Origin of the sequence: Bacillus sp. SIMBA_074 (genome assembly GCF_046534555.1) — a bacterium.
GTDB lineage: Bacteria > Bacillota > Bacilli > Bacillales > Bacillaceae_G > Bacillus_A > Bacillus_A mycoides.
The window spans coordinates 1-256 of sequence record NZ_JAWRYM010000826.1 but is presented as its reverse complement, the minus strand read 5'-3'; the positions used below and the strand labels follow the sequence as shown (position 1 = coordinate 256).

Annotated in this window: 1 protein-coding gene; it reads right to left on the bottom strand. The window is 49.6% G+C overall.

The window, feature by feature from the left end; genetic code table 11:
- On the bottom strand, positions 1-245 hold a 245-nt coding region (locus SB773_RS33065), incomplete at its 3' end, for an FAD-binding protein (protein WP_410594659.1).
- Between the last annotated feature and the right edge of the window lie 11 nt (positions 246-256).

Below are 256 nucleotides of genomic sequence, written 5' to 3'. Positions count from 1 at the left end.
CCCAGATTTTCCTGAGAAAAACCTTGTTGGTGCAATAGCTCCCCGAGTGCTTTCAGCTTGGTGCCCGCCCATACCTCAATCGTATGCTGCTCGGAATCGACATGGTGAAGACCTTGAAGAAGATCCAAAGAAAGCAGGCAGTCATTTGTCTGGACTAATGGGGAAAAGGAGTGGCCTGAGCCAACGACACGTATACGAGTATTGTTCTGGTGGCACTGTTTGACGACGGAGATGAGGTTTTCCAGGCTTTTTGGCA